Here is a 25793-nt window from a genome sequence, read left to right as displayed (position 1 = left end):
ACGGCCAGCCGGGTCCTTACGGCCAGCAGCCGCAGGCTCCGCAGCCCGGCTACGGCTACCCCCAGCAGGCTCCCCCGCCCGGCCAGCCCGGATACGGCTACCCGCAGCAGCCCGGCCAGCCGGGCGTCCCGCCGCAGCAGCCGTACGGGCAGCAGCCCCCGTACGGCCAGCAGCCGCCCTACGGCCAGCCCCAGTACGGCATGCCGCCCCAGCCCCCCGCCTCGGGCGGCGGCGGCAAGAAGGCCGGGATCATCATCGGCGCGGTGGCGGTCGTGGCGGCCATCGGCGTCGGCGCGTACTTCGTGATCGGCGGGGGCGGCGGCGCGGGCGGCCTGGAGGACGACGGCGCGCACAAGCTGTCGACGCCGGAGACGGTCCTCGGCGAGTACAAGCGGGTCGGCGACGGAAACCAGACGAGCGATGCCGACACCACGAAGGACATGGAGAAGAGCGGCGTCAAGAACGGTACGGCCGTCGTCGGGCAGTGGTCGACCGCCGACTTGAGCAACTACGACCCTGAGGACCCCACCACGCTTCCCGACCAGTCCGAGCTGCTGACGGCCAAGGGCATGACGATGGTGGGCGGGTACGGCGAGATCGCCGACCCCCAGACCGTCCTGGACAAGTTCTTCGCCAACATCCAGAAGGAAGTCAAGGAGAGCTCGACCAGTGACACCGGCGGCATGCAGAACGCCGAGCTGATCGGTGAGCCCGAGGAGGTCGAGATCGACGGCGCGGTCGCCAAGTGCCAGTCGACCAAGAGCACCAACGCGCTGACCAAGAAGGAGTCGACCGACTGGTTCTGCGCCTGGGCCGACCACAGCACCGTCGCCATGGTCTCGCCCGGCGACAACAACGGCACGGGCGTCGGCAAGGACACCGCGGTGGACCTGACCACCAAGCTCCGCGAGCAGGTCCGCGTCAAGGCCTGACCGCCACCACATCAGCGACTGGAGGGGGAACCCCGTAATGAGCTACAACCAGCCGGGCCCGTACGGCGGGCAGCCACAGCAGCCCGGACCGTACGGCCAGCCGGGTCCTTACGGCCAGCAGCCGCAGGCTCCGCAGCCCGGCTACGGCTACCCCCAGCAGGCTCCCCCGCCCGGCCAGCCCGGATACGGCCATCCGCAGCAGCCCGGCGTCCCGCCGCAGCAGCCCCCGTACGGTCAGCAGCCGCCCTACGGCCAGCCCCAGTACGGCATGCCGCCCCAGCCTCCGGCGTCGGGCGGCGGCGGTAAGAAGACCGGTCTGATCATCGGCGCGGTGGCGGTCGTGGCGGCGATCGGCGTCGGCGCGTACTTCGTCCTCGGCGGGGGCGGGGGCGGCGGTGCGGACATCGCGGACGACGGGCCGCACAAGCTGGAGCCGCCGGCCTCGGTCGGCGAGTACAAGAAGGGCGGCTCGTCCGGTTCGAGCGACGGCGGCCCGACGGGGACCGAATCCGCCGCCGACCTGGAGAAGCTCGGCATCGAGAGCGGCACGGTGGTGAAGGCGTCCTACGCCAGCGGCTCGTCCACCGAGCTCGGCAAGGCCATGTCCTTCAACGGCGCCTACGGGGAGATCAGCGACCCGGAGGCCACCATCGACAAGGGCTTCGCCACCGCCCACGAGAACTCCAAGGACACCGGCGACAACGCGGGTGAGGCCGAGACGGTCACCTGGAAGGGCAGCCCGGAGACGGTCGAGCCGAACGGTCTCGACGGCGCCGTCATGAAGTGCCAGACGGCCTCGATCTCCGAGGGCACGACCGCGCTCGAGATGCCGGTGTGCGTGTGGGCCGACCACAGCACCTACGGCGTGGTCAACGGACTGGACCTGGCCGCGGCGGGCAAGGGCGGCAGCGGTGGCCTGGCCACGGACGACGTCGCCTCGTTCGCCGCCGAACTGCGCTCCACGGCGCGGGTCAAGGCCTGACCGTACGCGGCAACGCGAAGGGGCCCCGGTCGACCGGGGCCCCTTCGCGTTGCCGCCGCTGCGGCGGTTACGCCGTCTTCTGCTCGCCCGGGCCGCGGCCGCGGGCGTCGCGCGGGATCAAGGTGGGGTTGACGTTGGAGAGGACCACGTCGGCCGTGATGACCACGCGGGCGACGTCCTTGCGGGACGGGACCTCGTACATCACGCCCTGGAGGACCTCCTCCATGATGGCCCTGAGACCACGCGCTCCGGTCTGGCGGAGGATGGCCTGGTCGGCGATGGCCTCCAGCGCCTCGCGCTCGAAGTCCAGCTCCACGCCGTCGAGTTCGAAGAGGCGCTGGTACTGCTTGACGAGTGCGTTGCGCGGCTCGACGAGGATCTGCAGCAGGGCCTCGCGGTCGAGGTTGTGGACCGAGGTGATGACCGGGAGCCGGCCGATGAACTCGGGGATCATGCCGAACTTGACCAGGTCCTCCGGCATGACCTCCTCGAACTGGTCCTTGGACTCCCGCTCCTGCTTGGAGATGATCGTCGCGCCGAAGCCGATGCCCTTGGCGCCGGCCCGACCCTCGATGATCTTCTCCAGTCCGGCGAAGGCGCCGCCCACGATGAACAGCACGTTCGTCGTGTCGATCTGGATGAACTCCTGGTGCGGGTGCTTGCGGCCGCCCTGCGGCGGGACCGAGGCCGTGGTGCCCTCGAGGATCTTCAGCAGGGCCTGCTGTACGCCCTCACCGCTGACGTCACGGGTGATCGACGGGTTTTCACTCTTCCGGGCGACCTTGTCGATCTCGTCGATGTAGATGATCCCGGTCTCGGCCTTCTTGACGTCGTAGTCGGCCGCCTGGATCAGCTTCAGCAGGATGTTCTCGACGTCCTCGCCGACGTATCCCGCCTCCGTGAGCGCCGTGGCGTCGGCGATCGCGAACGGGACGTTCAGCATGCGGGCCAGGGTCTGCGCCAGCAGGGTCTTGCCGGAGCCCGTGGGGCCCAGCAGGAGGATGTTGGACTTCGCCAGCTCGATGGCGTCGTCACGGCCCTGGGCGCCGCCGTTCTCGCCGGCCTGGACGCGCTTGTAGTGGTTGTACACGGCGACGGAGAGGGCCTTCTTGGCCGCCTCCTGCCCCACCACGTACCCCTCGAGGAACTCGTAGATCTCGCGGGGCTTGGGGAGCTCCTCCCAGCGGACCTCGCTGGTCTCGGCGAGCTCTTCCTCGATGATCTCGTTGCAGAGATCGATGCACTCGTCGCAGATGTACACACCGGGCCCTGCGATGAGCTTCTTGACCTGCTTCTGGCTCTTGCCGCAGAACGAGCACTTGAGCAGATCGCCGCCGTCACCGATGCGTGCCACGGTGTGCTTCCCCTTCGCCTGGGAGACGCGGACGCGGGCGTCCGGCGGCTCCTGGTGCTGCCTTATGTCCGACGGTACCTTGCCGAGCCCCCCGTTCGGGCCCCCCTTGGCACGGTTCACTTTGACGTGGACCGTGCCAAACCGTGCCAAGGGGCGGCAGACGTCACACTCCCGCCCCGCGTCAGCGCAGGCTGGAGTTGTCCATCTTCCGGGTGGTGATGATCTGGTCGATCAGGCCGTACTCCAGCGCGTCCTCGGCCGTGAGGATCTTGTCGCGCTCGATGTCCTCGCGGATCTTGTCGAGCGGCCGGGTGGAGTGCTTGGCCAGCATCTCCTCCAGCTGGCTGCGCATCCGGAGGATCTCGTTGGCGGCGATCTCCAGGTCGGAGACCTGACCGCGGCCGGTCTCGCTGTACGGCTGGTGGATCAGCACGCGCGCGTTCGGCAGCGCCATGCGCTTGCCGGGCGTGCCGGCGGCCAGCAGGACGGCGGCGGCGGAGGCCGCCTGGCCCATGCAGACCGTCTGGATGTCCGGCTTCACGTACTGCATCGTGTCGTAGATCGCCGTGAGCGCGGTGAAGGAGCCGCCGGGGCTGTTGATGTAGACCGAGATGTCCCGGTCGGGGTCCATCGACTCCAGGCACAGCAGCTGCGCCATGACGTCGTTGGCGGAGGCGTCGTCGATCTGGACGCCGAGGAAGATCACGCGCTCCTCGAAGAGCTTCGCGTACGGGTCGTACTCGCGGATGCCCTGGGAGGTGCGCTCGACGAAGCGCGGGATGACGTAGCGGGACTCGGCCGAGGGGCCGGTGTACCGGCCCTCGGAGGCGGCGGGCGTGCGGTCGTACAGGCCGCTGCCGGGGAAGCTGTTCACGGTGTCTCCTGAAAGGGGCTGAGGCGGTCGGCTGGGGCTGCTGGGGCTGTTCCACCCGGCCCGGGGGCCGGGTGGGGCGTTCACGGGGCCGCGAGGGCTCCCGTGAGGCCGCTCAGGCCCCGGTGCCGCCGCCGCCCGGCATGCCGGCGGCCGTGGCGATCACGTCGTCGATGAGGCCGTACTCCTTGGCCTCGAAGGCGTCGAACCAGCGGTCACGGTCGGAGTCGCGGGTGATCTGCTCGACCGTCTGGCCGGTGTGCTGGGACGTCAGCTCGGCCATGCGCTTCTTGGTGTGCAGCAGTCGCTCGGCGTGGATCTTGATGTCCGAGGCCGAGCCGGCGAGGCCGGCGGACGGCTGGTGGATCAGGATCTCGGCGTTCGGCAGCGCGAAGCGCTTGCCGGGGGTGCCGGCGCTCAGCAGGAACTGGCCCATGGAGGCCGCCAGGCCCATGGCGATCGTCACCACGTCGTTCTTGATGTACTGCATGGTGTCGTAGATCGCCATGCCGGCCGTGATGGAGCCGCCGGGGCTGTTGATGTACAGGTAGATGTCCTTGTCCGGGTCGGAGGCAAGGAGCAGCAGCTGTGCGGTGATCTTGTTGGCAATGTCGTCGTCGACCGGCTGGCCGAGGAAGATGATCCGCTCGCCGAGCAGCCGGTTGTAGACCTGGTCGCCGAGGCCACCACCGATGGAGGGCTCGCCGGCGGCTGAGGGCATCAGATTCGTCACGTATCCACCTGCTCGTCTTACGACGGCGCCGGGCCGTCTCACGTGTCCCTACGGGGGCGGAGCCGTATTCGGTGACTCACGTCCCCTGGTATTCAAGGACCCTAACGCGGTGACTCCGCCAGGGAATCCCGGTAACGGGAGTGTTCGCCGGGGGCGTAGAGGGGTGTACTCCGCGGTGTGCTCCGCGGGGAGCGCCGTTCGCCTTTCCGGCGGGGCCACTGGTCCGTGGGCGGCTGCGGCCCGGTGGGGGCCGGTCGCGCCCACGCGGCGGAGCCGCACGTCGGCACCGCCCCGCGCCCCCGGTCGGCCGCCCCGGCGCCAGACACCAGGGCCCCGGGGTGTCGCACACCCCGGGGCCCTGGTGATCACGTCGAAGGCGATACGAGGGTCAGCCCTCGGTCTTCTCCTCGGCGGCCTCGGCCGACTCGGTGGCCTCGGCCTCGGTCTCGGCGGTCTCCGCCTCGTCCTCTTCCTCGTCCTCGAGGTCGATGACCTCGCCGTTGGTGTCCTTAACCGTGGCCTTCTCGACCACGGCGGCCAGGGCCTTGCCGCGGGCGACCTCGCCGACGAGGAGCGGGACCTGGCCCTGCTCGACGACGGCCTGGGCGAACTGGTCGGGGGACATGCCGGAGGAGGCGGCACGCCGCATGAGGTGCTCGGTGAGCTCCTCCTGGTTGACGTTCAGCTTCTCCTGCTTGACGAGCTCGTCGAGCACGAACTGGGTCTTGATGCCCTTGATCGCGGCCTCGCGGGTCTCGGTCTCGAACTCCTCCTCGGTCTTGCCCTGGATCTCCAGGTACTTCGCGAGGTCGAGGCCCATCTGGCCGAGCTGGTGGTGCTCGAGGTTGTGCTTGCGGGTGTTGATCTCGTCCTCGAGCAGCTTCTCGGGGACCGGGACCTCGACCAGCTCGAGCAGCTTCTCCAGGACACGCTCCTGGGCCTGCGTGGCCTGGTCGTACTCCTTCATGTTCTCCAGGCGCTTGCGGCTGTCCGCCTTCAGCTCCTCGAGGGTGTCGAACTCGGACGCGAGCTGGGCGAACTCGTCGTCCAGCTCCGGCAGCTCACGCGCGGCGACCTGGGACACCTTGACGGTGACCTCGGCCTCCTTGCCGGCCGCCGAACCGCCCTTGAGCTCGGAGGTGAAGGTGGCCTCGCCACCGGCCTCCAGGCCCTTCACGGCGTCGTCGATGCCGTCCAGCAGCTCGCCGGAGCCGATCGTGTACGACACGCCGTTCGCGACGCCGTCCTCGAGGACCTCGCCGTCGACCTTGGCCTCCAGGTCGATGGTGACGACGTCGCCCTCCTCGGCGGCGCGCTCCACCGGGGAGGTGGAGGCGAAGCGCTCGCGGAGCTGCTCGACCGACTTCTCGACGTCCTCGTCGGTGACCTCGACGGCGTCGACCTCGACCTCGATGCCGGAGTAGTCCGGGATCTCGATGGTCGGGCGGATGTCGACCTCGGCGGTGAAGTTCAGCGTCTCGCCGTCCTTCAGCTCCGTGATGTCGACCTCGGGCTGGCCCAGCGGGCTCAGCTCGGCGTTGTTGACGGCGTCGGTGTAGAACTTCGGGAGGGCGTCGTTGACGGCCTCCTCCAGCACCGCACCGCGGCCGAAGCGCTGGTCGATGACCCGGGCCGGGACCTTGCCCTTGCGGAAGCCCTTCACCGTGACCTGCTGGTTGATCTTCTTGTACGCCGCGTCGAGGCTGTCCTTGAGCTCCTCGAAGGGCACCTCGACAGTGAGCCGAACCCGGGTCGGGTTCAGGGTCTCCACGGCGCTCTTCACGGTTCGGTCTCCTTGTGGCTGACTTCTCGGGTTCTGCCGGGACCAGAGGGGTCCGGCCGATTCGCCGCCCGGAGGACGTCAGAGACACACGGGCGTGCAGCTTGCATAGTAACGGCAGCGGCTACGGCACCCAAAAGGCGATCACCGGTGCATGAGCAGGTGGCTGGTCGGGGTGGCGGGATTTGAACCCACGGCCTTCCGCTCCCAAAGCGGACGCGCTACCAAGCTGCGCCACACCCCGTCTGGTGCGACACGTAGGGTACATGCACCCGGGCGAAACGGCCGCCGAGTTTCGCGGGCGCGGTGCGGCACCGGGGGCGGTCCGGAAACGGGGTGTGCGACGGGGGCCCACGACCCGCTACGATGCCTGTCAGTGCCGCGGTCACCGACGCGCGGCGCGTTCCGTGCGGGCGTAGCTCAATGGTAGAGCCCTAGTCTTCCAAACTAGCTACGCGGGTTCGATTCCCGTCGCCCGCTCCATACGGCTCAGGGCCGGGCCGGAGGATCATTCCTCCGGCCCGGCCCTGAGCGCGTCGGCCCGACGTGTGCGGAAGAGGGCACCGTGAGCGCCCGGGGCGGGACGGTCCGCGACCTCGGTAAAAGTAACGGGTGCGGTCCTCGGCGAGGGTGACGGCTGCGGTCCTCGGTGCGATCGGCACGGCCACCGGGATCGCGGGGCTGGTCCGTGCCGTCGGCGGTCGGGGCTCCGGCGCCCCTCAGAAGCTGATCGAGTTGATCATCTCGGCTATCGAGTCCAGGAACCGCTGGATGTCGTCGGCCATGCCGGTGGAGGCGAGGAAGAAGCCGAAGAGGACGGCGACGATCGCCGGCCCGGCCTTGATGGAGCCGCTTCTCATCAGCACCACCAGGATGATCGCCAACAGCAGCACCACGGACAGTGAAATGGCCACAACTGATCACACCCTCGGTCGGTTCCGCTTCCCCGGCCCGGGCGACGCGACCCCGCGCACCCCGCCAGAACCATCGTGCCACCAACACGGCCGCCCTATGCGGCGGCTGACGCATCATCCGTCCCGGTGCGTCCGGACCCGCCCGCGCGCGGCCGTCCGCGCGGGCCAACGGCGGTGCGTCGTACGGCAATTCGAAAGAACACCCGTGGAGAGAATTCAACCGGATCATTTCCGTCTCCACACAATGCGTTCGCAGCCAATTCGAATTGTCTCCGCAGGTGTTCCGGCAGACTTTCACGCAATACCGGAGAGATGCACTGAAGCCGGACATATCACCGGAGCCGCCTGCCGACCTTATGCATGGATCGGTCCGGAATAATCATGACAAGGACGGCCGCGCGACGACCAAGTCCCCTATACGCACAGAGTGTCGGCCATCACTCCGACCGCGTCGCGCACTTTCCCCGATCCGGGGTACCCGAGCCTAATACCGGGAACGACGTCGGACGTTTTACGAAATCCCGCGGACGAGGCTAGGGTGCCTCAGATGTTCCACGCTGCCTCGTCCCCCGCAAGCGCAGCGAGCTCACCGATCGACTTCCCGAGTTCCCGCCGGGAGGGTCAGTGACGAACTCGCAGCGACCGTACGGCAACCGCAGAACGCCGCTCCCTCCGGCACAGTCGCCGGCGCCCGGAGTACCGAGTCCGCGCACGGAGAACCGGCGCGGCGACCGGCCGGCGCCGTCCGGCAGACAGCGCGACGCGTTCTTCGACAACGCCAAGTACCTGGCGATCGTGCTGGTGGCGGTCGGCCACGCCTGGGAGCCCCTCAAGGGCGACAGCCGGGTCCTGGAGGCGGCGTACACGGTCGTGTACTCGTTCCACATGCCGGCCTTCATCATCATCTCCGGCTTCTTCTCGCGCAGTTTCGACATGCGGCCCGACCGGCTGCGCCGGCTGATCACCGGCGTCGCCGTGCCGTACATCGTGTTCGAGACCGCCTATCCCCTGTTCAGGCGGGTCGTCGACCACGCCCCGGAGCAGGAGATCAGCCTGCTCGACCCCTGGTATCTGACCTGGTTCCTGGTCGCGCTGTTCGTGTGGCGGCTGACCACGCCGATCTGGAACGCGGTACGGCACCCGCTGCCGCTGGCCCTCGGCATCGCCGTGCTGGCCAGTGTCACCCCCGGGATCGGCGACGACCTCGACCTACAGCGCGTGCTGCAGTTCCTGCCGTACTTCGTGCTCGGTCTGTGCATGAGGCCGGAGCACTTCCACCTGGTGCGCCGCCGGTCGGTGCGGATCGCGGCGGTGCCGGTGTTCGCGGCGGCGCTGGCCTTCGGCTGGTGGGCGGTGCCGCGGATGAACACCGCCTGGTTCTACCACCGTGACGCCGCGCAGGAGCTGGGCGCTCCGTGGTGGGCCGGCCCGGTCATGGTGCTCGCGATGTTCGGCTGCTCGCTGCTGCTGACCGCCTGCTTCTTCGCCTGGGTGCCGGGCCGCCACCTGTGGTTCACGGCGCTCGGCGCGGGCACGCTGTACGGCTATCTGCTGCACGGCTTCGTGGTGAAGGCCAGCGACTACCGGGGCTGGTTCGACCACTCCGTGCTGCACCGGCCGCTCGGCGAGATCGCGGTGAGCGTCCTGGCGGCGGTCATGGTGACGCTGCTGTGCACCGCTCCCGTGCGGCGGGTCTTCCGGTTCGTGATGGAGCCGAGGATGGAGTGGGCGTTCAAGCGGGACGCCGCCGAACTGGCCCGCGAACGCGAGCGGCGGAGGTCGGCGGAGACCCGCGAGAAGGTCTCCGCCTAGGAGTCCCCCTCCTCCGCCACGAGACCGAGGAGTGCGCGCATCCGCGCGTACTTCTCGGTCAGCCGTGCGCGGGTCGGCCCGTCCAGTACGGCGAGGCGGGCCGGGTCGGCGTTGTGCGCCAGGTCCGCCTCCTTCACCAGCAGCGCGCCGGGGGTGGCGAGGATCCGGGCCGCGTACGCCTCGGGGGGCTCCCCGGACCGTTTGGTGACCGCGAGGACGATGTCCTTGGTCCGCCGGGTCAGTGCGGCCTCCTCCAGCCAGCGCTGCGACAGCCTGTCGTCCTCGACGGCGTCGTGCAGCCAGGCCGCCGCGATCTGCTCCTCGTCGCCGCCGCGCGCCCGCACCCCCTCGGCGACGGCCCGGAGGTGTTCGGCGTAGGGCCGGCCCGCCTTGTCGGTCTGGCCGGCGTGCGCGGCGCGGGCGGTGGCCTCGACCCTGGCCGTGGTCATCGGCGCGGGCGGTGTCGTCTCGGTCACCCGTCCAGTGTGCACGGGTCAGCGGGGAGCGGCCGTCGGACCCTCACGGCAGATGAGCAGCAGCGCACGGTCGTCGTTGACGTCCTTGGCGACCGCCTCGATGAGGTGCCAGGCGGCACCGTGGAAGCCGCCGGCGACGTAGCGGTCGGCCTCGCCGGTGAGGCGGTCGATGCCCTCCACGATGTCCCGGTCGGAGGTCTCCACCAGGCCGTCCGTGAACAGCATCAGCACGTCCCCGGGGCGCAGCGAGCCCTTCACCGAGTCGAACTGGGCGCCGTCGTACACGCCCAGCAGCGGGCCGTCGGCCGCCTTCTCCTCCCAGCGGCCGCTGCCCGCGCTGAGCTGGAGGCCCGGCGGGTGCCCCGCGGAGTAGAGCTCGTAGTCGCCGGAGTCCAGGTCGAGCACCAGGTGGATGGAGGTGGCGAAGCCCTCGTCCCAGTCCTGGCGCAGCAGGTAGCCGTTGGCGGCCGGCAGGAAGGCGTGCGGCGGGAGGCTGCCGAGGAGGCCGCCGAAGGCACCGGAGAGCAGCAGGGCGCGCGAGGCGGCGTCCATGCCCTTGCCGGAGACGTCGGTCAGCACGACCTCCAGGGTGCGCCCGCCGTTGGTGCGGGCCGCGACCACGAAGTCGCCCGAGAACGACTGTCCGCCGGCCGGGCGGAGGGCCATCTCGCGGTGCCAGCCGTCCGGCAGTTTCGGCAGCTTGCTCTGCACCCGGATGCGTTCGCGCAGGTCGAACAGCATGGTGCCGCCGCGCCGCCAGGGCACGCCGACCCGGCTGCGGAACTGGGCGACGAGCAGCCCGAAGAAGCCGCAGGCGGCGACGGTGAGGACCACGCCGGGGGTGACGCGGGCCGCGCCCTCGGTGTAGGGGCCGAGTCGCACCGACTCCACGATCAGCGCCGTCGCCGCGGCGGCGTACAGGCCGAGCAGGCTCGCCGGGCGCAGCAGCAGGCCGCCGGCGACGATCGGGACGACCAGTGCGGCGGGCGCGCACCACACGGAGTTGGCGAGCGTCCCGGCCGCGATCAGCGGGACGGTGAGGAGCAGTCCGGCGAGCGCGACCCAGTCGGAGCCGTCCCCGCGGAAGTAGTCGACGGCGGCCCGGCGCACGCCGACGCGGGCCCGGTGCCACTGCTTCTTCCACCGGGCCGTGAACGTCTCGGCTTCCGCGCGCCGCTCTCGTCCTGCTGCCATTAGTTCGGGACCCTATCCATCAGACCGGCCACTTGGCACGGGAGGTCCTGGTTGTCCCCTTGTCGGGGCCGACTTCACAGTCAACTTCACCGGACGCCGTCGTGGGGCCGCCAGCGGGAAATTGCCTCGCTCGTCCCGTACCGCCCTGGTAGGCATGGCTCATGGCGAACGAACAGGCGGACCTCACAACCGGACTTCGAGTACTTCATCCGGACGATTGGGACAAGTGGTACGCGAACCTGATCCGTGCGTTCGGCGGCGCCGAGGAGGCGGACGAGGAGCGCGAACTGTGGAACTCGCTCACCGAGTACGACCGTTCCCTGGGCGTCTGGGACGGTGACGTGTGCGTGGGGACGGCGGGAGCGTTCTCGTTCCGGCTGACCGTCCCGGGTGGTGAGTCCGTTCCGGCCGCGGGCATCACGGGCGTCAGCGTGGCCGCCACGCACCGGCGGCGCGGCATGCTGCGGACGATGATGCGGCGCCAGTTGGACGACATCCGGTCCTGGGGCGAGCCGCTGGCGGTGCTCACCGCGTCGGAGCCGGCGATCTACGGCCGGTTCGGGTACGGGGCGGCCGCCTTCCAGCTGAACGCCGAGATCGACACGAGCCGTACGCGCCTGTCGGTCCCGCCGGGCACGGACGACGTACGGGTGCGGTACGCGGCCCCCGCCGACGTGCTCGACGCGTGCGAGGCGGTGTACGCCCGGCTCGTGCCGGGCCGGCCGGGGATGCTCGCGCGCCGGCCCGGCTGGGAGCGGCTGGGGACGCTGGACCCGGCGAGCAGCCGGGGCGGGGCGTCGCCGCTGCAGGGTGTCGTCGCCGAACGGGACGGCGAGACGGTCGGGTACGCGTGGTTCCGGGTGAAGGGGGAGTACGGTCCGACGGGGCACGACGGCTCGGTGCTCCTCAGCGCCCTGGCCGCGCTGGATCCGGCGGCGGACGCCGCGCTGTGGCGGTTCCTGTACGGCATCGACCTCACGTCGACGCTGGTGGTGCGCGGCCGGCCGGTCGACGAGGCGTGGCAGTACATGGTGTCGGACATCCGCCGGTGCCGTCCGGAGGTGCGGGACTCGCTGTACGTACGGCTGGTCGACGTCGGGGCGGCGCTCCGGGCGCGGACGTACCGGGCGCCGGTGGACGTCGTGTTCGCGGTGGAGGACGCCTTCTGCCCCTGGAACGCGGGGCGTTGGCGGCTGAGCGGGGACCCGAAGGGCGCGTCCTGCGAGCGTACGGAGGACCCGGCCGACCTCGCCCTGTCCGTACGGGAGCTGGGCGCGGCGTATCTGGGCGGGGTGAGCCTCACGGCGCTCGCGGCGGCCGGCCGGGTGGAGGAGCTGCGGCGGGGCGCGCTGGCGGAGGCGTCCCTGGCGTTCGGGAGCGACCCGGCGCCGTGGCTGCCGCACGGGTTCTGAGGGCTCAGCGGCGCTGGCACTCCGGACACCAGAACAGATTGCGGGCGGCGAGGTCGGCGGTGCGGATCTCGCCGCCACAGATGTGGCAGGGCAGGTGGGCCCGGCGGTAGACGTACACCTCGCCGCCGTGGTCGTCGACGCGCGGCGGGCGGCCCATGGCCTCCGGGGTGTGCTCGGGGCGGACGGTGTCGATGCGGTTGTTGCGGACGCCCTCGCGCATCAGCGCGACGAGGTCGGCCCAGATCGCGTCCCACTCGGCCGGGGTGATGTCCCGGCCCGCGCGGTACGGGTCGATCCCGTGCCGGAAGAGGACCTCGGCGCGGTAGACGTTGCCCACGCCCGCGATGACCTTCTGGTCCATGAGGAGGGCGGCGATCGTCGTACGGCTGCGGCCGATCCTGCGGTGGGCGAGGGCGGGGTCGGCGTCCGGGCGCAGCGGGTCGGGGCCGAGGCGGTCGTGGACGGCGCGCTTCTCGCCGTCCGTGATCAGGGCGCAGGTGGTGGGGCCGCGCAGGTCGACGTACGACGTGGCGTCGGCGAGGCGGAGCCGGACGGTGTCCGTGGGCGGCGGCGCTGGGGCCGGGCCGAAGGTGACCTTGCCGAAGAGGCCGAGGTGGATGTGGACCCACTCGGCGGGCTCGGCGTCGCCGAAGCCGAGGAACAGGTGCTTTCCGTGGGCGTCGGTGGTGTGCAGCGGCGTGCGGTCGAGGAGGGCGGCGGCGTCGGCGAACTTGCCCTGGGGGCTGGTGACGCGGAGGGGGGTGCCGGCCGGGAAGGCCGCGGCGTAGTCCTCGGCCAGCCGGTGGATCGTGTGACCCTCGGGCACGGGTCGGTCCCCCCTCGCTCGCTCTTCCTCCGCTTCGTCCCGCTCGCCCGCTACTGCTGCGGGTGGTGGGCCGGGATCGGCGGGAGGCCGCCGCCGGTCTCGTAGGCGGCGAGCATGTCGATCCGGCGGATGTGGCGCTCGTCACCGGAGAACGGGGTGCTCAGGAAGGTCTCGACGAACTTCGTCGCCTCGTCCTGAGTGTGCATGCGCGCGCCCACCGCGACCACGTTGGCGTTGTTGTGCTGGCGGCCCAGGGCCGCCGTCTCCTCGCTCCACGCCAGGGCCGCCCGGACGCCCTCGACCTTGTTCGCGGCGATCTGCTCGCCGTTGCCGGAGCCGCCGATCACGATGCCGAGGGCGCCCTCGTCCGCGGCGGTCCGCTCGGCGGCGCGGAGGCAGAAGGGCGGGTAGTCGTCCTGGGCGTCGTAGATGTGCGGGCCGCAGTCGACGGGCTCGTGGCCCGCCGCCTCGAGCCATTCGACGAGGTGGTTCTTGAGTTCGTAGCCCGCATGGTCCGAGCCGAGATACACGCGCATGGTCCGAGTGTGACACGGGGGTTCACGGGAAGGCGCGCCGGGTGCCGCAGCCGAAAACGTGAGGAGAATTACAGAACCTCAGGAAAAGCTCAAGTAACAATATGGATTCGAAGGTTCCCCAATTCGTTGGCCTCCGTTTCACTGGTCCGGCCCGTAGACCCATACGGAGTACAGCTCCCCCCACGGCGCAAAGGAAATCTCATCCATGACCTCGCAGCCGACCCTGAAAACAGCCGGAAGCGGTCCCGGAGACCCCGGAGAGTCCGGCAGCAGCCCTTCGGACCACGATTCCGGGCTCCAGGCCGGGCTCAAGAACCGCCATCTGTCGATGATCGCCATCGGCGGTGTGATCGGCGCGGGCCTCTTCGTCGGCTCCAGCTCCGGCATCGCGACCGCCGGCCCCGGCATCCTGCTGTCGTACGCCCTCGTCGGCACGCTCGTGGTGCTGGTGATGCGGATGCTCGGTGAGATGTCCGCGGCCAACCCGACGTCCGGGTCCTTCTCCGCGCACGCCGACCGGGCGCTCGGGCCGTGGGCCGGGTTCACGATCGGCTGGCTCTACTGGTTCTTCTGGGTCGTCGTCCTCGCGGTCGAGGCGACCGCCGGTGCCGCGATCCTCGAAGGGTGGATACCGGCCGTTCCGCAGTGGGGCTGGGCGCTCATCGTGATGGTGGTGCTGACCGCCACCAACCTGGTGTCCGTCGGTTCCTACGGCGAGTTCGAGTTCTGGTTCGCCGGGATCAAGGTCGTCGCCATCGCCGCGTTCATCGTCGTCGGCGGGCTGGCCGTCTTCGGTGTGCTGCCCGGCGTCGACAGCGACCAGGCCGGCCTCGCCAACCTCACCGACCACGGCGGCTTCCTGCCCAACGGCGCCGGCGCGATCCTCACCGGCATCCTGCTCGTCGTCTTCTCCTTCATGGGCAGCGAGATCGCCACCCTGGCCGCCGGTGAGTCGGAGGACCCGCAGCGCGCCGTCACCAAGGCGACCAACAGCATCATCTGGCGGATCGGCGTCTTCTACCTCGGCTCGATCTTCGTCGTGGTCTGCCTGCTGCCGTGGGACAGCGAGTCCATCACCGAGGACGGCTCCTACGTCGCGGCCCTGGACTCCCTCGGCATCGCGCACGCCGGTCAGATCATGAACTTCATCGTGCTGACGTCCGTGCTGTCCTGCCTCAACTCCGGGCTCTACACGGCCTCCCGGATGGCCTTCTCGCTCGGCCGGCGCGGGGACGCGCCGAAGGCGTTCGCCCGGACCACGAGCCGGGGCGTGCCGCGGACGGCGATCCTCGTCTCCGTGGTGTTCGGCTTCGTCGCCGTCTTCTTCAACTACAAGTTCCCGGACTCCGTCTTCCTCTTCCTCGTCAACTCCTCCGGAGCGGTCGCGCTGTTCGTCTGGCTGGTGATCTGCTTCTCGCAGCTGCGCATGCGGAAGATCATCGAGGCGGAGGCGCCGGAGAAGCTGGTCGTGCGGATGTGGCTGTACCCGTATCTGACGTGGGCCAGCGCCGCACTGATCATGTTCGTGCTCGGTTACATGCTGACCGACACCGAGCACGACGGGCGCACGACGGTGCTGCTGTCGCTGCTGGTCGCCGCGATCGTGCTCGTCATCGCCCTCGTCAAGCAGCGGACGGCCGGACGCCGCACGGAGGACCGGGACGGGATCCCGGCCGGCTGAGGCACTCGTCCGTACGGCAAGAGGCTCGGCGGAGGCGCTGTACGGCGCCTCCGCCGAGCCTCTTGCCGCAGCACTCCGGCGGTTACCGCTTGTCGACGAACTTCCAGGCGGTGGGCAGCACGCCCATCGCCAGGGCCGCCTTCAGGGCGTCGCCGACGAGGAACGGGGTGAGGCCGGCCGCGATCGCGGCGGAGGCGGACATGCCGGTGGCGAGGGCCAGGTAGGGCACGCCGACGGCGTAGATGACCGCCGAGCCGAGCACCATCGTGCCCGCCGTGCGCCAGGCGGAGCGGTCGGCGCCGCGGCGGGCCAGGGCGCCCACGACGACGGAGGCCAGCAGCATGCCCAGGACGTAGCCGAAGGACGGCATCCCCATCCCCGACCTGCCCTCCGCGAACCACGGCACGCCGGCCGCGCCCACCAGCGCGTACACCGCCAGGGAGGCGAAGCCGCGGCGGGCGCCGAGGGCGGTGCCGACGAGGAGCGCCGCGAAGGTCTGGCCGGTCACCGGCACCGGGGAGCCGGGGACGGGCACCGCGATCTGGGCGGCGAGGCCGGTGAGCGCGGCGCCGCCGAGCACGAGCGCGGCGTCCCGGACACGGGAGGCCGGGATGAGGTCGGCGAGAACCTGTCCGGATCGGGCGGACGTGACGGTAGCGGTGCTCATGAGGTCTCCGCGGGGTGAGGGCAGTTGGGGACACCGCGACGCTATACCGGCGTCCGCGCGCCGATCACCGTCAGCGGTCGACAAAGGCGCCGACGCGGACTTGGTGGGCTCCGGACAAAGGGCGGGGTGACGAGGGGCGCGAGGTGACACCGGTCACTGAGGTGGCGTGGTTTCGCCGACACACCGTCCGGGAAGGGCGGCTGTAGGGACCCGCCAAACGTGCCGGGTGACGCCTCGCACCGCGCGACGGCCACCAGGAAGTAACCGGAACATCACCCTCCGCATGACACGTGTCCATATGCTGGGCGGCCTCCCCGTGCACGCGGGCGGGCCGCCCACACTGGGCGGCGTTTTTGCCGTCTCCCGCATTGGACGAGCCGCGCCATGCCCCGCACCACTGTCGAGACGCCTTCCGAGGCGGACCGCGTCTCCCTCTCGCACGGTCTGAAGCAACGCCATCTGTCGATGATCGCCCTCGGCGGGGTGATCGGCGCCGGACTGTTCGTCGGCTCCGGGACGGCCATCGCCGCCGCCGGCCCGTCCGTCGTCGTCGCCTACACCCTCTCCGGCCTCCTGGTGATGCTGGTGATGCGGATGCTGGGCGAGATGTCGGCCGCGTATCCGTCGTCCGGCTCCTTCTCGGCGCACGCCGAGCGGGCGATCGGGCCCTGGGCGGGGTTCACCGCCGGTTGGTCGTTCTGGGTGCTGCTGTGCACGGCGGTCGGCCTGGAGGGCATCGGCGCCGCGACGATCGTCACCGGCTGGCTGCCGGGCACGCCCGCGTGGGCGTGGGTGGCGCTGTTCATGGTGGTGTTCTGCGGGACGAACCTCGCGGCGGTGAAGAACTTCGGCGAGTTCGAGTTCTGGTTCGCGGCCCTCAAGGTCGGCGCGATCTCCCTGTTCCTGGTGCTCGGCGTGCTGGCGATCGCCGGTGTGCTGCCGGGCACGGACTCCCCGGGCGCCTCCCACCTCACCGACTTCCTCCCCCACGGCGGCGAGGGCCTGGTGATCGGACTGCTCGCCTCCGTCTTCGCGTACGGCGGTCTGGAGACGGTGACCATCGCGGCGGCCGAGTCGCGGAACCCGGTCGAGGGCGTGGCGGGCGCGGTCCGTACGGCGATGTGGCGGATCGCGCTGTTCTACATCGGTTCGATGGCGGTCGTCGTCACCCTGGTCCCGTGGGACTCCCCGGCGGTGGTCGAGGACGGCCCGTACGTCGCCGCCCTGGACCGCCTCGGCATCCCGGGCGCCGACCAGGTGATGAACGTCGTGATCCTGGTCGCGCTGCTGTCCGCGATGAACGCCAACATCTACGGCGCCTCACGCATCGGCTACTCGCTGGTGGAGCGGGGTCAGGGGCCGAAGGCCCTCGGCCGGGTGTCGGGCGGGGTGCCGCGGGTCGCCGTACTGGCCTCCTCGGCCTTCGGCTTCCTGTGCGTGCTGCTGAGCTACTGGCGGCCGGACGACGTCTTCGCCTGGCTGCTGAACACCATCGGCGCGGTGATCCTGGTCGTCTGGATCTTCATCGCCGTCTCCCAGCTGCGGCTGCGCCGCCGGCTGGAGCGCGAGGCGCCGGAGCGGCTCACGGTGCGGATGTGGGCGTTCCCGTGGCTGACGTGGGTGGCGCTGGCCGGCATGGCGGCGGTCTTCGTCCTCATGGCCCGGGAGCCGGACACGCGGGTGCAGCTGTACTCGACGGGCGCGATGACACTGCTCCTGGCGGCCGGGGGATACGCCTGGCAGCGGGCGCGCGCCCGGAGCTGATGCCCGCCCCGACGGCCCTCGCGTGCCCACGCGGGGGCCGTTTCGCGTACCGGGGCTCACGGGCGGCCCTTTTCGCTGCTAGCGTGCAGTTGCAAGTGCTTTGCAATATGTGTCCTGCCCCGTGACCGTCTTCTCACCGTTCACCCGGCAGGCTGAAAGAAGGAAGCCCCCGCGAGGACAGGACTCGCGGGGGCTTCCGGTATGCGGTGATTCGGGTCATCGTTGCGCAATGGCGACACAGAGGACGATGAAGGACTACTGCTGGACCTGCGACGGGGAGCAGGAGCACCGTCAGCTGAACGAGAAGGAGGAGGACTGGCTCAAGGAACGGCTCGGCCGGTCCGGAGTCGGCGAGTTCTGGCTCTGTGTGAACGTGCTCGACCCCGACACCGGGAAGCAGTGCCGCAACCTGCGCACGGGCTTCAACAAGAAACCCTTCGCCACTCCGATCAAGGCACCCGTGATCGAGTGACCGTCACAGGTTGCTGAAGTCCGGCCCCTTCGTCCGGGAGCGCTTGATCTCGTAGAAGCCGGGGACGGAGGCCACCGCGAGGGTGCCGTCCCACAGGCGGGCGGCCTCCTCGCCCTTGGGCGCCGGGGTGACGACCGGGCCGAAGAAGGCGATCTCCTCGCCGTCGGGTCCGGGGACCGCGATGACCGGGGTGCCGACCTCCTGGCCGACCTTCTCGATGCCCTCCTTGTGGGAGGCGCGCAGCTCGGGCTCGTACGGGGTGGAGTCCCAGTGCTCCATGAGGGACTCGGGCAGGCCGACGTCCTTCAGGGCGGCGGCGACCGTCTCCTTCTCCGGGCCCCCGCCCTGGTTGTGGATGCGGGTGCCGAGCGCGGTGTAGAGGTCGCCGAGCACCTCGGCGCCGTGCTCCTGCTGGGCCGCGATGACCACCCGGACCGGGCCCCAGGCCTTGACCTCGAGCATCTCCCGGTACTCCGCGGGGAGCTCGTCGAGCTTGTCCTCGTTGAGGACCGCGAGGCTCATCAGGTGCCAGCGGACCTCGATGTCCCGCACCTTCTCCACCTCCAGCACCCAGCGGGAGGTCATCCAGGCCCAGGGGCACAGCGGGTCGAACCAGAAGTCGACGGGCGTGGCGGGAGACTTCTCCGACATGTCGCTCCTCAGTGAGGTCGGTGAGGGAAGTGTTTCCCCGGGGGAACACCGCGCCTCCTCCCGGCCATTCCCGGCTGCCCCTCGTCAGGAGCGCATGGCAGGATCGGTCCTGTTCATCCCTGTCGACGACGCCTGAGGAGTGCCGCCCGTGCCCGGTGAGAATCTGACCCGCGACGAGGCCCGGGAGCGGGCAGCCCTGCTGTCCGTCGACGGGTACGAGGTGTCCCTGGACCTGCGTTCGGCGGTCGGCGAGCACGACGGCGGGGGGCCGCGCACCTTCCGCTCCGTCACCACCGTCCGGTTCCGCTGCGCCGAGCCGGGCGCGAGCAGTTTCGCGGACCTGATCGCACCCGGCGTGACGGCCGTCTCCCTCAACGGACGCGACCTGGACCCCGGCCAGGTCTTCGACGGCTCCCGGATCACGCTGGAGGACCTGGCCGCCGAGAACGAACTCGTCGTCGACGCCCAGTGCGCCTACTCCCGCACCGGCGAGGGCATGCACCGCTTCGTCGACCCCGAGGACGGCGAGGTGTACCTCTACACCCAGTACGAGCCGGCCGACTCCCGTCGCGTCTTCGCAAACTTCGAGCAGCCCGACCTCAAGGCGCCGTACCGCTTCGAGGTGCGCGCGCCCGAGGGCTGGACGGTGTGGAGCAACGGGGCCGGTGAACTCACCGACGGGGTGTGGCGGTTCGCGGAGACCAAGCCGATCTCGACGTACATCACGTGCGTGGTGGCCGGTCCGTACCACTACGTGACCGACTCCTACGAGCGGGTCCTCGAGGACGGTACGCGCCTGGAGATCCCGCTCGGCGCGATGTGCCGCAAGGGGCTCGCGCAGCACTTCGACGCCGACGACGTGTTCCTGGTGACCAAGCAGGGCCTGGACTTCTTCCACGACCACTTCGACTACCCGTACCCGTTCGGCAAGTACGACCAGGCGTTCGTGCCCGAGTACAACCTGGGCGCGATGGAGAACCCGGGGATGGTGACCTTCCGCGAGGAGTTCATCTTCCGGGGCAAGGTGACGCGGGCGTCGTACGAGGGCCGCGCCAACGTGATCCTGCACGAGATGGCGCACATGTGGTTCGGCGACCTGGTCACCATGGAGTGGTGGGACGACCTGTGGCTGAAGGAGTCCTTCGCGGACTTCATGGGCGCGTTCTCGCTGGTCGGCGCGACCCGCTTCACCGACGGCTGGATCACCTTCGCCAACCGCCGCAAGGCGTGGGCGTACCGCGCGGACCAGCTGCCGTCCACCCACCCGATCACCGCCGACATCCGCGACCTGCAGGACGCCAAGCTCAACTTCGACGGCATCACGTACGCCAAGGGCGCCTCGGTGCTCAAGCAGCTGGTGGCGTACGTCGGTCAGGACGCGTTCCTGGAGGGCGCCCGGCGCTACTTCAAGCGGCACGCGTACGGCAACACCCGCCTCGGTGACCTGCTGTCGGTCCTGGAGGAGACCAGCGGCCGCGACATGGCCGCCTGGTCGCGGGCGTGGCTGCAGACGGCCGGCGTCAACTCCCTCACCCCGCAGGTGCTGCTGCGCGAGGACGGCCGGATCGACGAGCTGGCGATCGTGCAGGAGGCCGCCGAGTCGCACCCCGAACTGCGCCCGCACCGGGTCGCGGTGGGCCTGTACCGGCGTACGGACTCCGGCACCCTGGAGCGGTACGCGCAGGCCGAGACGGACGTCGAGGGGGCGCGTACGGTCGTGGCGGAGCTGGCGGGCGCGGACGCGCCGGAGCTGGTGCTGGTCAACGACGACGACCTGACGTACTGCAAGACCCGCTTCGACGAGACGTCGCTGGCCACGCTGCGCGAGCACCTGGGCTCGCTGACCGACCCGCTCGCCCGCGCCCTGTGCTGGTCGGCGCTGTGGAACATGACGCGGGACGCGCTGCTGCCCGCGCGGGACTTCATCGGCCTGGTGGTGCGGTTCGCCGGACGCGAGTCCGACATCGGCGTGCTCCAGATGCTGCACGCCTGGGCCGAGTCGGCGCTGGTGCACTACGCGGCGCCGGACTGGCGGGAGACCGGTGAACGGCTGGCGGCCGAGGACGCGCTCCGGGAGCTGCGGGAGGCCGGGCCGGGCAGTGAGCACCAGCTGGCGTGGGCACGGTTCTTCGCGACCGTGGCCTCCGCCGAGCAGGACCTGCTGCTGCTGTTGAAGGACCTGCTGGACGGCACCGTGGAGATCGACGGCCTGGAGGTGGACCAGGAGCTGCGCTGGGCGTTCCTGGAGCCGCTGGCCGCGCACGGGGTGGCGGACGAGAAGCGGCTGGACGAGGAGCTGGCCCGGGACGACACCGCGTCCGGCAAGCGGCACCACGTGCGCTGTCTGGCCGCCCGCCCGTCGGCGGCGGTCAAGGCGCAGTGCTGGGCGCAGGTCGTGGAGTCGGACGCGCTCTCCAACGCGCTGGTGGAGGCGACGATCTCGGGCTTCGCGCAGGCGTCCCAGCGGGAGCTGCTCGCGCCGTACGCGGAGAAGTACTTCGCGGCGATCGAGCGGGTGTGGACCGAGCGGTCGATCCAGATCGGCATGGACGTGGTGCGGGGCCTGTTCCCCTCCTTCCAGGACTCGCGGGCGACGCTGGACGCGACGGACGCGTGGCTCACGTCCCACGAGGACGCGGCCCCGGCCCTGCGCCGCCTGGTCCTGGAGTCCCGCGACGACCTGGCCCGCGCGCTGCGCGGGCAGGCCTGCGACGCGGCCGCCGCCGGTCGCTGAGGGGCGGATCCGGCCCTCGGCCGGGCGTTCCGCCATCGTTACACGATGCCCGTGACCCCTGGTCCGCAGCCGAGCGGACCAGGGGTTCTCGGTATCCGAACACACGTCCTTTAGTGCGGGCTTGTCCTCATTTGTCGACGAACGTGTAACAGGGGTTCGAAGACGGGCCAAAGGCGGGGAAATTGCCGGGCATGAACCACAACACCCCGCTCTCCCCCCGCCCCCTGCACCACCTCTCCGCCGGCGCCGGGCGCCGGGTGCTGACCCACGCGCAGCTGCGCGCCCACGGCGTCTCGGCCGCGGAGGCCGGCCGGCGGTGCGGCCCCGACGGACCCTGGCAGCAGCTCCTCCCGGGCGTCGTCCTGCTCCACCCCGGCCCGCCGACCGGCGAGGAGCGGCTGCACGCGGTGCTGATGTACGCGGCACGGGAGCGGACCGCGGGCGTCCCCGTCCAGCCCGGTACGGAGGGCCCTCCCGCGTCCGCCTACGGGGAGGTGATGATCACCGGGCCGGCCGCGCTGACCCTGCACGGCTTCTCCTCCACTCCCCCGCTGCCGTCCCTGGAGGTCTTCGACGTCCTGGTCCCGCGGCTGCGCCGGCTGCGCTCGACGGGCTGTGCCCGTATCGTCCGCACCGCCGACCTGCCCGTCCCGGAGCAGGTCACGGGCCTGCCGGTGGCCCCGGTCCCGCGCGCGCTGGCCGACGCCGTGGCGGGCCTTCAGGACGCGGGCACGGTGCGCCGGCTGCTCACGGAGGCGGTGCGCGGCGGCTTCTGCGACCCGGCGACGGTGGTGCGCGAACTGACCGCCGCGAAGCTGCTGACCCGGCCGCACGTGGTGGACGCGGTGGACTCGCTGCTGGCCGAGGGGCGGGCGCTGGCGGAGTCCCGGCTGTACCGGATGGTGCGCGACCACGGCCTGCCCGACCCGTGCTGGAACGTCGACCTGCGGCTGCCGGGCGGACCCCGCCTCGGCGGTCTGGACGCGTACTGGCCGGAGCACGCGGTGGCGGTGGAGCTGGACACCCGTGCGCCGCGCCCGGGCCGGCGGCACGACGACGAGGCCGAGTGGTCGGAGTACGCCCGCAAGCGCGAACACCTGGAGCGCCTCGGCATCACGGTCGTCCACATCACCCCGCGCAAACTGCGGGACGCGATGGAGCAGCAGGCGGCGGTGGTCCGTACGGCGCTGATGACCTCGGCCGACCGCGGCCCGTCGGCGTACGTCGTGGTGCTGCCCCGGTAGGGGGCCGGAGCGGCACCGCCAGGAGGGGAGGGGAGGGGCCGCCGGGCGGCCCCTCCTCGTGCGTGCGCCGGGTCAGCGCTTCTTCAGCACCAGCTCGGTGTTGCGGTCCCCCGGGCCGCCGGCCAGGTCCGTGCGGGAGCCGGGGACGTTGAAGGAGAGTTCGCGGTAGAGGGCGGCCAGGCCGGTCTGGGAGAGGTCGGTGAAGTCCGTGCGGTGCGGGGCCGAGGACTCGACGAGGGTGGTGAAGAGCGAGAGCGTGCCGTCCTTGTTGTCCACCAGCTCGATGACGCGGGCCAGTTGGGGGAACTCGACGTGGGAGGCGGTGGAGATCTCCCAGAAGGTGCCGCCGGACCCGGTGTGCGGGGTGATCGCGTTGCGGTGGATGTGGCCGTTGACCCACGCGACCACGTTGCGGTGCCGGCCGAGCAGCGCGGCGACCTCCTCACCGGTGTGGCGCCGTTCGCCGGGGCGGGCCGGGTCGCGCCGGGTGTTGTGCATGCTCGTGCTGGTGTGGTGGCTGAAGACGATGGCGTACGCGTCCGGGTTCGCCCGCAGTGTCCGCTCCAGCCAGCGCAGCTGGGCCGTGCCGACGGAGCCGGTGTAGTGGCCGCCCGGGTCGGTGGTGTCGAGGCTGATGCCGAGGACGTCGTCGGCGACGCGGAAGGTGTAGTACTGGGTGCCCGTGTCGAGGTTGTCGGCGGAGTAGCCGTGACCGACCGGGCCGGGACCGCGGTACGCCGGGTCCAGGTGGGCCCGCAGGTACTCGGCGGGGGTGAAGGGCGCGCGCTTCTCGTCGGGGGTGACGGAGCGCATCGAGCGGGCGTGGGCCTTCAGGAAGTCGCCGTAGCGGACGCCTTCGGGGTCGGTGGCCTTCGAGATGGTCTGCCGGAGCCTGTACGCCTCGTCCGCCGGGACGTCCATCAGTTTGCGCCCGCCGACCGCGAGGTCGGTGAGGTAGGAGTCGCCGTGGGAGGCGTAGCAGCCCAGCGGCATCGCGTCGTGGTTGCCGACGGTGGAGTACCAGGGCAGGTTGAGGCCGGGGCTGTTGACCTCGCGGAGGGCCGCCGCGAGGAAGCCGTCGAGGTGCGGGAAGCCGCGCTGCTTGTCGGCGTCGCGGAGTGCGGAGTCGGGGTGCCAGTACTGCCTCAGGCCGCTGTTCTGGACGCCCTCGTAGTGGCGCGGGTCCCCCGTGTTGGGGGTGATACGGCCTCCACTGAGCACCGTCAGGAACCACTCCAGTTCGGAGCGGGCGTTGTTGTCCGTGTTGTCGCCGGTGGTCATCGCGAAGTGCAGCGGTGAGCCGGTGACGGGGGCGCCCCGCAGCGCGTTGACCCGTTCCACGAGGGCGACCGCGCCCTGGACGGTCAGCGCCTCCTGGGGCCGCCAGGCGTTGACGCCCGCCGCCCGCAGGTACTCCAGACGCAGCGGATGCTGGGCGTCGATGATGTGCAGGTCGGTGAGCTGCACGAAGGACACGAGCGGGGTACGGCGGCCGGCGCGCCCGGAGCGCGGGTCGGCCAGGTCGTCGCGCACCACCCGGCGCCAGCCCGGTCCTTCGGCGAGGCGCCGGTATCCCGGGCCGCGGCGGGCGTCCGCCACGGCGGCGACGGTGGTGCCGCGGGTGTACGGGGCGAGCGGGGCGGCCGGTGCCTGCCGGGAGGAGGCGAGCACGGCCCCCTCCGCGGCGGAGCCGGAGTCCGCCGCGGAGGCGGTGCCGCCGTCGGGCCACAGGGCGTAGCCGGCACTGGCGGAGAGGGCCACCGCTCCGGTGGCGGCGAGGAGGGAACGGCGGTGGGGTCCAGTGGAGCCGGCGACTGAGCGTATGCGCGACATGGCGCTTGTCTCCCCGGGTGCGAACGCGTCGGCAGTGGTCGCGGAGCACTCGCCGGGCGAACGTCCCGCTCGTACTGGATGCTTGGCACCGGGGATGGCCTGGGCGTGAACGAGACGGCAACGCGCGACGCCGATCGCCGTACGTCGATCTCGGACCGCCGCAGGTGTCGACGACCGCTCCCGCACCCGCCGGGGAGCGGTCAGTCCGCGTTCATCTCCCGGGGCAGCGGCCGGCTTCCGGCGGTCTCCAGCCGTCCTGCCGCCGGACGTTCCCGCCACAGTCGCAGCCCGATGTCGACCATGCGGACGCGGACCAGGTCCGGGACGGCGTCCAGGGGCTGCCAGGCGGCGAGGTCGGTGGAGCCGCCGATCTCGTTGCGCAGTTCGCCGCCGGTGATGCGGCCCTCGTAGACCAGCCGTACGCCGTGGTGGTCCACGGAGCGGCCGAAGCGGGCGGGGAAGGTGCGGCGGGTGGAGTTCACGCCGAGCAGTCCGGTGACCTCGATGCGGTAGCCGGTCTCCTCCTCGACCTCCCGCCGCACGGTGTCGTAGGGGTCCTCGCCGTGCTCCATGCCCCCGCCCGGCAGCACCCACTCGGGGACACCGCCGGGGCCCGGTGACCGGGCGAGCAGGAACTGTCCGTCGCGCACCACCACGGCGTAGGCCGCCACCCTCAGATTCCGTCGCATCCGGGGACGTTAACCCGACGGCCGGTACCGCGTGGGCGACTTGTCACCTTCAGTACCCCATCTCCCCATAAGGGCACCGGGGGTTTTCCCCATACATCCATTTCGACTCGGCCAACCCTCGCCAAACACCCGCCCCTTGCGTAAGGCTCAACGATCGTCCGGAATCGCATTCCGGACCGTTGCGACCAGGGTCGATCGACTCCGGTCGCTCCACGACCGTTCCTTTACTTACAAGG

22 protein-coding genes and 2 tRNA genes are annotated in these 25793 nt (G+C 70.9%); 10 read left to right on the top strand and 14 right to left on the bottom strand.

The window, feature by feature from the left end:
• A partial coding sequence (locus KUM38_RS03665; protein ID WP_254396580.1) for a hypothetical protein occupies positions 1-932 on the top strand: 932 nt, incomplete at its 5' end.
• A 37-nt stretch (positions 933-969) separates the two neighbouring features.
• Positions 970-1914: a hypothetical protein gene (locus tag KUM38_RS03660; protein ID WP_217127786.1), complete on the top strand. Its 945-nt coding sequence runs from the start codon at positions 970-972 to the stop codon at positions 1912-1914.
• 67 nt (positions 1915-1981) lie between these two features.
• Here KUM38_RS03660 and clpX read toward each other — a convergent pair whose 3' ends face one another.
• The 5 genes from clpX to KUM38_RS03635 form a co-directional block, all read right to left on the bottom strand.
• A complete protein-coding gene (clpX, locus tag KUM38_RS03655; protein WP_217127785.1) occupies positions 1982-3268 on the bottom strand; it encodes an ATP-dependent Clp protease ATP-binding subunit ClpX in 1287 nt (428 codons plus the stop codon).
• A gap of 181 nt (positions 3269-3449) precedes the next feature.
• Positions 3450-4142: an ATP-dependent Clp protease proteolytic subunit gene (locus tag KUM38_RS03650; protein WP_053635736.1), complete on the bottom strand. Its 693-nt coding sequence runs from the start codon at positions 4140-4142 to the stop codon at positions 3450-3452.
• A 112-nt stretch (positions 4143-4254) separates the two neighbouring features.
• Positions 4255-4860 (bottom strand): ATP-dependent Clp protease proteolytic subunit, encoded by a 606-nt coding sequence (locus KUM38_RS03645; protein WP_024887530.1) that lies wholly within the window; start codon positions 4858-4860, stop codon positions 4255-4257.
• A gap of 400 nt (positions 4861-5260) precedes the next feature.
• Positions 5261-6655: a trigger factor gene (gene tig / locus KUM38_RS03640; protein ID WP_217127784.1), complete on the bottom strand. Its 1395-nt coding sequence runs from the start codon at positions 6653-6655 to the stop codon at positions 5261-5263.
• Positions 6656-6819: 164 nt separating this feature from the next.
• A tRNA-Pro gene (locus tag KUM38_RS03635) sits at positions 6820-6896 on the bottom strand.
• A 165-nt stretch (positions 6897-7061) separates the two neighbouring features.
• On the opposite strand from KUM38_RS03635, the gene KUM38_RS03630 reads away from it, so the two are divergent.
• A tRNA-Gly gene (locus tag KUM38_RS03630) sits at positions 7062-7135 on the top strand.
• 236 nt (positions 7136-7371) lie between these two features.
• On the opposite strand, the gene KUM38_RS03625 is transcribed toward KUM38_RS03630, so the two are convergent.
• Positions 7372-7566: a hypothetical protein gene (locus KUM38_RS03625; RefSeq protein ID WP_217127783.1), complete on the bottom strand. Its 195-nt coding sequence runs from the start codon at positions 7564-7566 to the stop codon at positions 7372-7374.
• A gap of 624 nt (positions 7567-8190) precedes the next feature.
• Here KUM38_RS03625 and KUM38_RS03620 point away from each other — a divergent pair.
• Complete coding sequence (locus tag KUM38_RS03620; protein ID WP_217127782.1) at positions 8191-9378, top strand: acyltransferase family protein; 1188 nt, start codon at positions 8191-8193, stop codon at positions 9376-9378.
• On the opposite strand, the gene KUM38_RS03615 is transcribed toward KUM38_RS03620, so the two are convergent.
• Positions 9375-9827: an HD domain-containing protein gene (locus KUM38_RS03615; protein ID WP_217127894.1), complete on the bottom strand. Its 453-nt coding sequence runs from the start codon at positions 9825-9827 to the stop codon at positions 9375-9377. The genes KUM38_RS03620 and KUM38_RS03615 overlap by 4 nt on opposite strands.
• 45 nt (positions 9828-9872) lie before the next feature.
• Entirely contained in the window at positions 9873-11048 is a 1176-nt protein-coding gene (locus tag KUM38_RS03610) for a PP2C family protein-serine/threonine phosphatase (RefSeq protein WP_217127781.1), read from the bottom strand.
• Between the two features lie 161 nt (positions 11049-11209).
• Here KUM38_RS03610 and KUM38_RS03605 point away from each other — a divergent pair, with 161 nt between their 5' ends.
• Entirely contained in the window at positions 11210-12460 is a 1251-nt protein-coding gene (locus KUM38_RS03605) for a GNAT family N-acetyltransferase (RefSeq protein WP_217127780.1), read from the top strand.
• Between the two features lie 4 nt (positions 12461-12464).
• Here KUM38_RS03605 and KUM38_RS03600 read toward each other — a convergent pair whose 3' ends face one another.
• Complete coding sequence (locus KUM38_RS03600) at positions 12465-13286, bottom strand: DNA-formamidopyrimidine glycosylase family protein (RefSeq protein WP_217127779.1); 822 nt, start codon at positions 13284-13286, stop codon at positions 12465-12467.
• Between the two features lie 50 nt (positions 13287-13336).
• Positions 13337-13822 carry a ribose-5-phosphate isomerase gene (locus KUM38_RS03595; RefSeq protein WP_217127778.1) on the bottom strand — a complete coding sequence of 162 codons (486 nt, stop codon included), beginning with the start codon at positions 13820-13822 and terminating at the stop codon, positions 13337-13339.
• A 205-nt stretch (positions 13823-14027) separates the two neighbouring features.
• On the opposite strand from KUM38_RS03595, the gene KUM38_RS03590 reads away from it, so the two are divergent.
• On the top strand, positions 14028-15503 hold the full coding sequence (locus tag KUM38_RS03590; RefSeq protein WP_217127777.1) for an amino acid permease: 1476 nt from the start codon (positions 14028-14030) through the stop codon (positions 15501-15503).
• Positions 15504-15585: 82 nt separating this feature from the next.
• Here the strand turns inward: KUM38_RS03590 and KUM38_RS03585 are convergent, their stop codons facing one another.
• Entirely contained in the window at positions 15586-16170 is a 585-nt protein-coding gene (locus KUM38_RS03585) for a biotin transporter BioY (RefSeq protein WP_217127776.1), read from the bottom strand.
• A gap of 384 nt (positions 16171-16554) precedes the next feature.
• Between KUM38_RS03585 and KUM38_RS03580 the strand changes: the two genes are divergently transcribed.
• Both KUM38_RS03580 and KUM38_RS03575 read left to right on the top strand, forming a co-directional pair.
• On the top strand, positions 16555-17934 hold the full coding sequence (locus KUM38_RS03580) for an amino acid permease (RefSeq protein ID WP_217127775.1): 1380 nt from the start codon (positions 16555-16557) through the stop codon (positions 17932-17934).
• Positions 17935-18163: 229 nt separating this feature from the next.
• A complete protein-coding gene (locus KUM38_RS03575; RefSeq protein WP_217127774.1) occupies positions 18164-18406 on the top strand; it encodes a hypothetical protein in 243 nt (80 codons plus the stop codon).
• 3 nt (positions 18407-18409) lie between these two features.
• Here the strand turns inward: KUM38_RS03575 and KUM38_RS03570 are convergent, their stop codons facing one another.
• Positions 18410-19057 (bottom strand): DsbA family protein, encoded by a 648-nt coding sequence (locus KUM38_RS03570; protein WP_217127773.1) that lies wholly within the window; start codon positions 19055-19057, stop codon positions 18410-18412.
• Positions 19058-19205: 148 nt separating this feature from the next.
• Here KUM38_RS03570 and pepN point away from each other — a divergent pair, with 148 nt between their 5' ends.
• Together pepN and KUM38_RS03560 are read left to right on the top strand one after the other, a co-directional pair.
• Entirely contained in the window at positions 19206-21791 is a 2586-nt protein-coding gene (gene pepN, locus KUM38_RS03565) for an aminopeptidase N (RefSeq protein ID WP_217127772.1), read from the top strand.
• Positions 21792-21982: 191 nt separating this feature from the next.
• Positions 21983-23035 carry a hypothetical protein gene (locus KUM38_RS03560; RefSeq protein WP_217127771.1) on the top strand — a complete coding sequence of 351 codons (1053 nt, stop codon included), beginning with the start codon at positions 21983-21985 and terminating at the stop codon, positions 23033-23035.
• Positions 23036-23107: 72 nt separating this feature from the next.
• On the opposite strand, the gene KUM38_RS03555 is transcribed toward KUM38_RS03560, so the two are convergent.
• Complete coding sequence (locus KUM38_RS03555; protein ID WP_217127770.1) at positions 23108-24868, bottom strand: TIGR03767 family metallophosphoesterase; 1761 nt, start codon at positions 24866-24868, stop codon at positions 23108-23110.
• A 200-nt stretch (positions 24869-25068) separates the two neighbouring features.
• A complete protein-coding gene (locus tag KUM38_RS03550) occupies positions 25069-25557 on the bottom strand; it encodes an NUDIX hydrolase (protein ID WP_217127769.1) in 489 nt (162 codons plus the stop codon).
• Positions 25558-25793: the final 236 nt, after the last annotated feature.

Origin of the sequence: Streptomyces sp. AC558_RSS880, from assembly GCF_019049255.1 — a bacterium.
In the GTDB taxonomy this organism is placed as follows: Bacteria; Actinomycetota; Actinomycetes; order Streptomycetales; family Streptomycetaceae; genus Streptomyces.
Note: the sequence above shows the minus strand (reverse complement) of the source record. Positions and strands in the feature narration are given on the sequence as shown.

Coding starts and splice junctions, on each gene's coding strand:
- KUM38_RS03660 (WP_217127786.1), top strand. CDS start 970: ATGAGCTACAACCAGCCGGGCCCGTACGGCGGGCAGCCACAGCAGCCC.
- KUM38_RS03645 (WP_024887530.1), bottom strand. CDS start 4,860: ATGCCCTCAGCCGCCGGCGAGCCCTCCATCGGTGGTGGCCTCGGCGAC.
- KUM38_RS03615 (WP_217127894.1), bottom strand. CDS start 9,827: ATGACCACGGCCAGGGTCGAGGCCACCGCCCGCGCCGCGCACGCCGGC.
- KUM38_RS03610 (WP_217127781.1), bottom strand. CDS start 11,048: ATGGCAGCAGGACGAGAGCGGCGCGCGGAAGCCGAGACGTTCACGGCC.
- KUM38_RS03605 (WP_217127780.1), top strand. CDS start 11,210: ATGGCGAACGAACAGGCGGACCTCACAACCGGACTTCGAGTACTTCAT.
- KUM38_RS03595 (WP_217127778.1), bottom strand. CDS start 13,822: ATGCGCGTGTATCTCGGCTCGGACCATGCGGGCTACGAACTCAAGAAC.
- KUM38_RS03590 (WP_217127777.1), top strand. CDS start 14,028: ATGACCTCGCAGCCGACCCTGAAAACAGCCGGAAGCGGTCCCGGAGAC.
- KUM38_RS03585 (WP_217127776.1), bottom strand. CDS start 16,170: ATGAGCACCGCTACCGTCACGTCCGCCCGATCCGGACAGGTTCTCGCC.
- KUM38_RS03580 (WP_217127775.1), top strand. CDS start 16,555: ATGCCCCGCACCACTGTCGAGACGCCTTCCGAGGCGGACCGCGTCTCC.
- KUM38_RS03575 (WP_217127774.1), top strand. CDS start 18,164: ATGGCGACACAGAGGACGATGAAGGACTACTGCTGGACCTGCGACGGG.
- KUM38_RS03570 (WP_217127773.1), bottom strand. CDS start 19,057: ATGTCGGAGAAGTCTCCCGCCACGCCCGTCGACTTCTGGTTCGACCCG.
- KUM38_RS03560 (WP_217127771.1), top strand. CDS start 21,983: ATGAACCACAACACCCCGCTCTCCCCCCGCCCCCTGCACCACCTCTCC.
- KUM38_RS03555 (WP_217127770.1), bottom strand. CDS start 24,868: ATGTCGCGCATACGCTCAGTCGCCGGCTCCACTGGACCCCACCGCCGT.
- KUM38_RS03550 (WP_217127769.1), bottom strand. CDS start 25,557: ATGCGACGGAATCTGAGGGTGGCGGCCTACGCCGTGGTGGTGCGCGAC.